At 43.5% G+C, this 9,297-nt stretch carries 9 protein-coding genes; 5 read left to right on the top strand and 4 right to left on the bottom strand.

Annotated features, from left to right (window positions below; genetic code table 11):
* Positions 1-407: 407 nt before the first annotated feature.
* Both JC525_RS09290 and JC525_RS09285 read left to right on the top strand, forming a co-directional pair.
* Positions 408-1,379 carry a hypothetical protein gene (locus tag JC525_RS09290; protein WP_442859535.1) on the top strand — a complete coding sequence of 324 codons (972 nt, stop codon included), beginning with the start codon at positions 408-410 and terminating at the stop codon, positions 1,377-1,379.
* Positions 1,380-1,632: 253 nt separating this feature from the next.
* Positions 1,633-2,073 carry a hypothetical protein gene (locus JC525_RS09285; protein WP_198815586.1) on the top strand — a complete coding sequence of 147 codons (441 nt, stop codon included), beginning with the start codon at positions 1,633-1,635 and terminating at the stop codon, positions 2,071-2,073.
* A gap of 85 nt (positions 2,074-2,158) precedes the next feature.
* Here the strand turns inward: JC525_RS09285 and JC525_RS09280 are convergent, their stop codons facing one another.
* Positions 2,159-2,422, bottom strand: a complete 264-nt coding sequence (locus JC525_RS09280) for a TIGR03643 family protein (RefSeq protein ID WP_105932719.1) — start codon at positions 2,420-2,422, stop codon at positions 2,159-2,161.
* A gap of 105 nt (positions 2,423-2,527) precedes the next feature.
* Positions 2,528-4,675, bottom strand: a complete 2,148-nt coding sequence (locus JC525_RS09275) for an exonuclease domain-containing protein (protein ID WP_198815585.1) — start codon at positions 4,673-4,675, stop codon at positions 2,528-2,530.
* Between the two features lie 530 nt (positions 4,676-5,205).
* On the opposite strand from JC525_RS09275, the gene JC525_RS09270 reads away from it, so the two are divergent.
* From JC525_RS09270 to JC525_RS09260, 3 genes are all read left to right on the top strand, one after another.
* Positions 5,206-5,397: a CPXCG motif-containing cysteine-rich protein gene (locus JC525_RS09270; RefSeq protein ID WP_105932532.1), complete on the top strand. Its 192-nt coding sequence runs from the start codon at positions 5,206-5,208 to the stop codon at positions 5,395-5,397.
* Positions 5,390-6,019 carry a flavin reductase family protein gene (locus JC525_RS09265; protein ID WP_198815584.1) on the top strand — a complete coding sequence of 210 codons (630 nt, stop codon included), beginning with the start codon at positions 5,390-5,392 and terminating at the stop codon, positions 6,017-6,019. Before JC525_RS09270 ends, JC525_RS09265 begins: the two co-directional genes overlap by 8 nt.
* Positions 6,020-6,230: 211 nt before the next feature.
* Entirely contained in the window at positions 6,231-6,524 is a 294-nt protein-coding gene (locus JC525_RS09260; protein ID WP_118491294.1) for a high-potential iron-sulfur protein, read from the top strand.
* A gap of 75 nt (positions 6,525-6,599) precedes the next feature.
* Here JC525_RS09260 and JC525_RS09255 read toward each other — a convergent pair whose 3' ends face one another.
* Both JC525_RS09255 and JC525_RS09250 read right to left on the bottom strand, forming a co-directional pair.
* Entirely contained in the window at positions 6,600-8,234 is a 1,635-nt protein-coding gene (locus JC525_RS09255) for an amidase (RefSeq protein ID WP_198815583.1), read from the bottom strand.
* Between the two features lie 138 nt (positions 8,235-8,372).
* Entirely contained in the window at positions 8,373-9,131 is a 759-nt protein-coding gene (locus tag JC525_RS09250) for a substrate-binding periplasmic protein (protein WP_198815582.1), read from the bottom strand.
* Positions 9,132-9,297: the final 166 nt, after the last annotated feature.

Here is a 9,297-nt window from a genome sequence, read left to right as displayed (position 1 = left end):
TATTCAGCGTGTTCTATTTTTACGATTAGCACAATCAGTTTTTAACGATTTTACTATTTAAAATATCAATCTAAACTACGTACAAGTTTTAAGACATCTCCCTAGGTTTTGAAATTTTGTGTGCTTATACCAATCCGCATAGATAAGTGCCCACTCAGAAGGCGCTGGCGAGTTTAAAATGTTCGTAGTCTTTGTTGTGTCACCTTGATGTAGAACCACTATACCTGCGGTAACACGCCGCGATTACGAACATTTTAACTCTCGCTGAGTGGGTAATTATCTATGCGGACTGGTATTACTCTTATTGGAGTCCCACTCCACTTGTGCCGGCATCCCTGCCGGCTTTTTTTATTTTTCATCAATACCAACTCGTTACCCAATTAACCGGATTTAATGTATAAACGTAGATGAATTCCCTGCTTAAGAGTCTACGAGTGCGTTTTTTTATATTGCTTATCACACCGCTTTTGTCTTGCGCGTTAAACAGCGCTTACGCGAATGGGTTTTCACCATCGTTTTCACACAAACTTGATGTGCAGATACGCTATGACGATCGCTCCAATAGGCCTAGCAGAGAGCAATACCGTTTGCGTTACTATCCCTCTATCGCACTCTCGCCATCTCTGTCCGTTCACAGCTTTATTGTTACCGGAGAAGACTTTTCTTCTAGCCACAATACATTCGGAAGCGATAGCACAGATTACCTTTATCCGCGGCGTCTATATGTAAGACACAAAACTGACTTTGGTAAGACTGAGATTGGCGTTATTCCAACCTACAAAGGCAGGGTTTCATCTACAGGACTTTCTAAAGATGGCTGGATAACGGGGGTTCGACACGTCCGACAGCTCAAAAACGATACGGCCATTGAAATAGTGATGGGGCAATTAGCCAATGCACAGGCGAATGAAGCATTTAATATTGGCGAAGAAGACGATTATTTTGAAATTGAGTACTCAGCAAAAATGGGGCAGCGTCATAGTTATGAAGCAAGTTTTGAAAAAATGCTCAATGGAACGTTTGTACGGGCTGAATATCGCTTTCGAATTAACGATGAAGATACCGCCTTTGTAGAACTTGTTCAGCGAACGGATGAAAGCGCTGCTAAGTTTGTTGTTGGGACAAGTGGTGAGTTTGCAACAGGTGTTCTTAACACTTCCTATCCGATCGAGTATTTCGCCTATTATTCTTACATAGATAGTCGTTTCGGCGAGCGAGCCGAACTCATAGAAGACTTTCTAGGTACAGGCCACGGAGGTTCGTTAGAATTCAGTGGTGTTCTTTCGAAAGAACATGATGTTGAATGGTTTGTGAGAACAGACATTGTTGATAGCGTGAGTCGATTATTAGCAGGCATCAAATTGTCTTTCAAGGGATGATGACAAGACAAACTTCGCATAAAAAAAGGCCCATCAAACGATGGGCCAAACAGCAAGAACGCGTACACACTTTAACAGTGCATAGTAGATTACGGGCGTCTCTAGTTAGGGGTTCATTTATGCTTGATTACTTATTTTTAATTTCACGCACTTTAAAGTCTGCAACAGATTTATTAGACTTTAGACTAATGAGAGAGCTAACGCTGTCTTATTGATGTACCTATTGTTTACCTGTAATCATCAAGGTGTGTTTGTGCCAAGCCGATACGCTCAATTTAAAGAACAGTTACCTGTATCTCGTCTTTCTGATGAAACATTGCTTGCATTTAGGGTGTTGTTTGATGAGCCTCTCGACATTGTCGACCTCGCTCAAGATATCGCCGACTTAGCGCTCTACCCCGAACGTTTACACGAGAGCTATCGGAAAGAATGGGAAACCTACGTCATAAAGGCGTTAGCCCTTGAGATAAAGAAACAAGATAATTTAGCGCCTGGAGAGTTTATTGAGCTTATGATGACAAAAGTGGAAGACATTCAAAATAACAACGATACTTATTCGAACCTCCTTCGCCAAGTCCATCACGCTAAAAGCATTTTGCTATCAGACAACACCATCGTATTCCCAACGCCGTTGCGACAGCAGCTCACCGCTTTTCTCTTGCCAATTTCTGCAATATCACCGTCCAAGAAGTGACCTAAGGTCTATTAATTTCGTGCGCTGATAAGCCGACAAGCCCACCACAACACTGAGCGGTGGGTGACAACATGATTTTTGGTATTTACTTATTAGCACCTTTATATTTGTATTGAGAAGGGCAGTAACCTCTATCCACGCCTTCCGGTCGCAGGCTCGCGTGCTTTGTCTTCCTACCTGACACTCTCTCACGCCAGTTTTTGAAGGTTTTTTGTTTAAGGTTTTTACGCATGAGTTTTATTACGTCTTTCTCGGGTAGTCCAAACAAACGCTCAATAGCTTCAAATGGGGTGCGGTCTTCCCATGCCATTTCTATAACTCGTGATTCTTGCTCTTCAGTAAGTGCCATCTCAAACATCTCAATAAGTACTTTTAAACTTCAATATTTACTCTATAAGGAACGATTTCGTTCAGTAAAAACGATAAATTCCGTGTTGCTAACTTACTCGCTAAATTACTCACTAACGTTAGCAATAATAGTCTCATCGTCTTTTTCAAACGCTAGCTTTAAAAGCTCTGCCGCTGCTACGGCATCACTCAGCGCACGGTGATGCCGCTCCATTTCGATATGGAAATGTTTGGTCAAGTTGGCTAACGAATAGGACGGTAGGCCAGGGTAAGTTCGACGCATCTCTCGCACAGTACACATTTTCGGTCTTCTAAACGATTGCTCTAATCGAGCAAACTCTTGTTTAATGAATCCATAATCAAAGTTAACGTTGTGTGCAACAAACACCGCATTCTGAGTAAAACTTGCAATATGGCCCGCTACTTCAGCAAACAGCGGTGCGTCAGCCACCATGTCATCTGAAATACCGGTAAGCCTAGTAATATTGCTGGGGATACGGCGCTGTGGGTTAAGAAGGGTTTGGAACCTGTCTACCTCCTGTCCAGCCACTAGCTTAACCATACCTATTTCCGTAATGCGGTTGTAGCTGTTATTTCCCCCCGTTGTTTCAATGTCTACTACAACATAAGGCTGTGCAGGGTCGCGTATCCAATTAACTGTAGTTACAGCCACGTCAAACCCCGCTTGCTGCAGACGCTGGATAGACACGAGTTGATTACGTCGAAGTTGGTCGCCAGGCGCCTTAATTTCTTCAAAGCGAAGGGTGTTATCGAACACCATAATGTCGGGGAATCCGTCTCGCAGGTTTTCGAAGTCTTTACACATCATTCGTAGCAAGGTGTAAATTGCGTCAATTGAACCATGCTTTATCAGTGCTTCTATGGGCGTTAGTAAATGGCTCGACCACATGAACAGACTGTTCACTTTGCCGTAATGCTCGGTCGCCATTTTATGAAGGTGGAAACGCAGTTTTTCTTTAGTATTGAGTTTGCGCAACAGGTCCTCAATGCTGAGTTCAAACTTAGCATAAAAGTTGTTTTGCTTTAACGACAGCGGTCTGCGATCAAATTCAGTGACCAGCGTGTCCTCTTCGTAAAGCTGCTTCCAAAAAGTAAGGCCAAACAAACTACGCCACAAACGATTTTCTGTGCGCCACCCCACAATACCTTGCCTTGCATAGTGGGCTAAAACACCTCGCTCTACCTGCTGGTTTTGGCTCACATCAATATCAAGAGTTCGGCTTGCGCTTCTAAGCATGTCAGTCACCGTACTGGTGCGCTTTTTATGATATTTGCGAGCATAAAAATCTTCAGCAAAAGCCAGCAGTGTATCCGACTGGGGATTATCTATGATGTCTTCAAGCGCCTGCTTTACCCCATCCTCGTTACCGTCTTTGTAACTTTCTCTTAACCACTTTTCCTTTGCTTTGTCGCTTTGTGCCTGTTGCAGAACCTCCAACCCCTTTTGACGGTCTATTGCCAATAGTTTGAGTCCAAGCGCATAAAGACATTGATCGCGATAAAAGCTTGCCGATACGCCTTCTGTTTCTGGAAAGTCTGCCTCTGCAATCGCAAGCAGCATATCATCGTTATAAAACGCCAACTGGCTGTAGTGGTTAGCGTAGAACCATGCTGCTAGAGCGTCTTCCTTGGTATCAAAACGGGCCGTGTCGGTAACAGAATCAGAGCGCGTTCTCATTACGCCAAGATCGCGCATAGAAAATTGGTTCAGGCGGCTTTTGGTGTTGCCGAAATAAATAAAAAGTAGAAAACGAAGTGCACTATCAAAGAGACACACTAAGTAACTTTCAAGTGAAAACTGCTCAGGCCACCCGTGGGTTGAAATGTGCTCTTTCAGTCTTGTGACCAACTTTGGTTTGGTCAATGATGAAAGACCCTGTGTACTACCATACTCGGCGAGTAACGCAAGCAGTGCGTCTTTAGTTAATACACCCGCAATATCATTTAATGAAGCATGAGACAGATCGCCAAACCAACCATTTACCTTTAACCAGTCTATCTGCTGCTGCGGCGTGCTAACTTCACTGTAATTAAACTGACTCCTATCTATTACCGCGTATTTGCGATTAGCAGCTCTCACTACAATGCATTGCTTGTCGTCATCCAGGGCCTTGAAGCGTTCTATAAAAGTTGCAGCTTCATCACTTAATAAAGCACGGTTCGCTCCCTCAAAAAAACCAAGAAACTCGTGAAAGTGTGTTAGATAATAACGGGGCGGTAAATCTTTTCGCATGGCACATCTTTGGCTGTGAAATCTTTGATAGTGTATATTTATACAGCCCATTTAATCAAATTAAATACAACGCCTACGCAAGCTTCTACTTACTCTATTCGCACTTTATACCCGCACCCTCTGCTTCGCGACCCACCGAAAGAATGTGGCTAGTTGTTCGTCTTCAAGCAAAAGCGGCAAAGTATAAAACTGCTTGGCTAAGGTCATCTCATCATAAAATCGATGGACTCCACTATGACACTGTCTACAAATATAAATACCGGCTTGCAATTCCGATTTGGTAAAATGCTTTTTAAAGAAGTTACGACGGTGCATTTTTCGTGGGATCAAATGATGAAACGTAAGGCGTGTCTCTCTTTTGCAGCAAGGGCATTCGCCTACTTTATTTGTCACTTCTCAACCTTTATGTGTGTTATTTTTGACTCAACCAAACCTTGTCTCTTAGCGTTAGCTTCTTTTAACAATGGGTAAATCCAGTCTTCTTTGCATTACGTAACAAACAGCAATTGTGATTACGAAGGCGAACTTTTATGAGCTTAACCCGTTCTATGGGCTTTTCTTGCCCATACTGTATGGCACCGAACGACGTAGAGATAGATGAGGTCAATGATGTAGGGCAAGTGCAGGTGCTTGATTGCCAAGTGTGCTGCCAACCTATTGAACTGACGACCTATCAACATGGTGACGACATACAGATTGAGGCTGAAAGAGAGAATGACTAAACAATTTACTCGGACCGATATTGACGCCCTTGCACAGCGCTATCGCGCTAATTTAATCAACAGTCTATCTGGGTTTAAGTCGGCCACTTTAGTGGGCACGACCGACGGCAAGACAAACAATCTTGCAATCGTTAGTTCTATTGTCCATGTGGGTGCAAACCCTCCGCTAATTGGTATGATAATGCGTCCCCACACTGTGACGCGCGATACCCTTAGCAATATTAAACAGCAGGGGTTTTACACATTAAATCATGTATCTACCGACTGGGTGGACAAGGCGCATCAAACATCAGCGCGCTATGCAACAGATGAAAGCGAATTCGATGCCGTAGGCTTAACGCCTCAATTTAGCGAATCATTTAGTGCCCCTTATGTGGCAGAAAGCGATATTAAAATGGGGCTCAAGGTTGCTCAGCACTTTACCTTACTAAATGAGACTGAAATGGTAATTGGCGAGATTCAAGAACTTTATATACCAGAAGACATTGTTGATGAAGATGGGTATGTCGACATTGAGCAAGCGAAGACGGCTTGTATTTCAGGTTTAGACAGCTATCACAGTACAAAGCGAATAGCGCAGTTCTCATACGCTAAGCCAGATGTCGCACTAACAAAAAAGTGAACCTACACTGCTTATGTGTGTCTCATAGGCATTGTACTCTGAAGTTTATTTAATCTGGATCAACCGAAAATTCGAAAATTCGGTCGATCTTTTTTCAAAAAGAGATAGTATCAAGATATGAAACAAAACCTGCCTCTTTGGGCAGGTTTTTGCGTTTAAGGCACTGAATAAAAAAGAATCATTATCGTTTCTATCTCTTAAGGAGAATGTTATGAAATCTGTAAATCGCCGTGACTTCTTAAAGCTATCGGGCTCTACAGTTATCGGTCTTACGCTAGGTGGCGTTGCGTTACGTGCACAAGCTCAAGAACAGCTTAGCGCCGACGATCCAACTGCGAAAGCATTAAACTATACACCGTCTTCGACGGTTGAAGGTGCAAAATGCGCTAATTGCATGTACGTGCAGGGCGCCGATGGCGAGCAATACCGCCCTTGTAACATTTTCCCTAACAAACTGGTTAATGCTGATGGCTGGTGTAGTGCTTGGGTGAAAAAACCTGGCTAAGACTGCATCTCACAGCGAACGTTACGAAAAGTTAAAGCCCTTGATTTGAAATCAAGGGCTTTTTTATTGGGCGTTTTAAAGAGCGGCATCTAGCCCGTTTTCAATTCCCTTGAACCTTGGGTTGTCAAAGCGTGTAGGCAGCAGCCCAGGCTTGATAAAGAAACCGTGTTTCGCCTCAAATATGCGCCCTACCTCCAGCACCTGTTCATCTTGCCACTTACCGCCAATGAAACTGATACCAACAGGAAGGTCTTTCACTTGTCCAGCCGGTACCGTCAGGTGAGGATAGCCTGCTATTGCCGCTAAATATCCGATACCAATGAAACCTACCGGAGAGTGGTCTCCATACACGCCATCTATAAGAAACGATGGACTATTGGATGGTGCCACTAATATCTCAACGTTGTGTTTAGCCATCAGTGCATCAATGCCATTTTTGCCCGCAGTATCTTGAATAAGGCCAAGTGCTTTTTTGTATTCGTCGCTTTCAATTGTCGCTGAAGCCAAAGACTTTTCAAAAATGTCCTGGTCAAAAAGCGCCAACTCTCGCTTGGTTTTTTTATTGAACGCAATAAGCTCAGCAAGGTTCTTTACTGGTAGCTCTGCCGGCGCCCCTGACAAATAGTCGTTAATGCTGCGATGGAATTCGCTAAGTAAGACGTTGTAAGAATCGGTCCAGAAAGAATCCGGCTGAGAAAAATCACTAATATCCACCAAGATTGCTCCTGATGCCTCAAGCTGCGCTAGCGCTTTTTCGTAAACGGCGAGAACGTGTGGATTATCTCCTTGCCTGTACCTTACCACGCCTATTCTCTTACCTTTTAAGTCTGTTGCCAGCATTGTAGCGGAAGGTAGCTTTGGAATATGGGGTTGGGCGTCTTTTGTTGCGTTATCTTTTGCATCAACGCCCGCCATGATTGCGGTCATCAACCATGCATCGTGCACATTCGATGTCATTGGCCCTGCGGTGTCCTGGCTAAATGAGATGGGTATAATATGGGTTCTAGAAAGTAAGCCTACGGTCGGTTTGAAACCTACCACTCCATTAATTGAAGCTGGGCAGATAATCGACCCGTTAGTTTCCGTACCCACGGCGAGGGACGCCAAACGGAGTGACATTGCTGCGCCCGAGCCTGACGACGAACCACACGCGCTTCGCGCTAGTATATGAGGATTGCGAGTAAGTCCACCGACGGCGCTCCATCCGCTGATTGAAGACTCTGAACGAAAGTTAGCCCACTCAGACAAGTTGGTTTTACCTAGGACAATAGCTCCAGCAGCTTTTAACTTCGCCACAATGGGCGCATCGCGACCTGTATTATTGTTAAGAAGCGCCATCGAACCTGCTGTTGTAGGCATTTCATCACTTTCAATATTATCTTTTAACAATATAGGGATACCGGCTAAAGGGCCGAGCGCTTGCTTATTGGCTATTTGTCTATCAATAGCCTGTGCTTCGTTTAATACATTTGGATTTAACGCAAGAACGCTGTTTACTTGATTGTCTAGCTTTTCAACACGTGATAAGTAGCCTTTAACCAGTGCCTCCGATGTGACCTCTTTGCTAGCAATCGCTTGGGCTTGCTGGTAAGCAGGCATATCCAAATAACGCTCAAGCGTTTTTTCTTGTTGTGCTTCCGAAGGGGTTGAATGAGAGACACAGGCCGAGCAAACAACAACCGTGACCAGTAAATACCACTGCTTCAACATAAATCTTTCCTTAACAGATAATTCCAGTGTCTATGATTACCGCTTTATAAAAGCGTCAAGTTTCAGACGTCAAAGTACTGATAGTTTCATATACCTTGTATCAGAAATAGTTCACTGTCTATACATTAAAACCTGTATTTATGGTGCAGATACACGTGGCAGCATGTGAAGAAGATTATCGAGCTTGTATTTATCTAGCAGCTGCTGATACCCCCCGCTTTCAATAAGCATATGAAGTCTGTCATTGAATGCCACTCTTAATTCCTGGTCGGGAATGGCTGCACTGTATGAAGAGGCAGGGAACAACTCATGGAAGACAATTTCATCGTCCGAGTAAGCCCTATTGTTTGACTTAAAGTAGTTAAAAATGTTTCTGTCGAGTATGATCACATCTACATGGCCGCGCATCAACATATCAACCTGCCTATCCTGCCTTGCCATTTCCATGTATGCAGTTTGGTCCGAGACGATGTTATGGAATACTTCTCCAAGCACAACGTTAGCCGTTTGAAACCCAACAATGCTTTTGCCACGTAAATCTTCAATGCTGTTTATTTCAAGCTTTCTATCCGCACGGGTCACCGCTACGTTTTGATAGACGACATAAGGGTCGGACAAAATAGCCGTATCAAGCACATGCGCTGAATTTTGTGTTAAACCAACGTCAGTCAGATTGTTTTCTAAGAATCTTGCTGTTCGCCCAAATGGCACGTAAATGGGAGATAAGTCGTGCTCCATATCTGCAAGAATAGCGCGCACTACATCCACTTCAAAACCAGAGTTCTCTTGTGAAATAACGTAAGGTGGCTTATTCCACCCTACTACAACGTCAATTGCCTTAGATGAAACTGAAAACGGTAACAATAAGAAAATAGAAAACATGAAGATAAAACGCATATGGCCTCTACCAGGTTAGAAAAACTAAACAGCCGTCATCTAATGTAAATGTTTTCCCAAATCGCACCAGTCGACAAAAGGTTAATATTTTAATTGCTTTTTTATATTAAAGTGTCCCGTCCTGAAATACGTTGACATAAAGAGGATTTCTTTATGACAACTTCAA

It is taken from the genome of Alteromonas sp. IB21 (assembly GCF_016405965.1).
Lineage (GTDB): Bacteria > Pseudomonadota > Gammaproteobacteria > Enterobacterales > Alteromonadaceae > Alteromonas.
This window is presented reverse-complemented; position numbering and strand designations above follow the sequence as displayed.

What these genes read in the sequence shown, in the direction of transcription:
- JC525_RS09255 (WP_198815583.1), bottom strand. Translation starts at nt 8,234, where the DNA reads ATGTTGAAGCAGTGGTATTTACTGGTCACGGTTGTTGTTTGCTCGGCC.
- JC525_RS09270 (WP_105932532.1), top strand. Translation starts at nt 5,206, where the DNA reads ATGAGCTTAACCCGTTCTATGGGCTTTTCTTGCCCATACTGTATGGCA.
- JC525_RS09265 (WP_198815584.1), top strand. Translation starts at nt 5,390, where the DNA reads ATGACTAAACAATTTACTCGGACCGATATTGACGCCCTTGCACAGCGC.
- JC525_RS09260 (WP_118491294.1), top strand. Translation starts at nt 6,231, where the DNA reads ATGAAATCTGTAAATCGCCGTGACTTCTTAAAGCTATCGGGCTCTACA.
- JC525_RS09275 (WP_198815585.1), bottom strand. Translation starts at nt 4,675, where the DNA reads ATGCGAAAAGATTTACCGCCCCGTTATTATCTAACACACTTTCACGAG.
- JC525_RS09280 (WP_105932719.1), bottom strand. Translation starts at nt 2,422, where the DNA reads ATGGCACTTACTGAAGAGCAAGAATCACGAGTTATAGAAATGGCATGG.
- JC525_RS09250 (WP_198815582.1), bottom strand. Translation starts at nt 9,131, where the DNA reads ATGCGTTTTATCTTCATGTTTTCTATTTTCTTATTGTTACCGTTTTCA.
- JC525_RS09290 (WP_442859535.1), top strand. Translation starts at nt 408, where the DNA reads ATGAATTCCCTGCTTAAGAGTCTACGAGTGCGTTTTTTTATATTGCTT.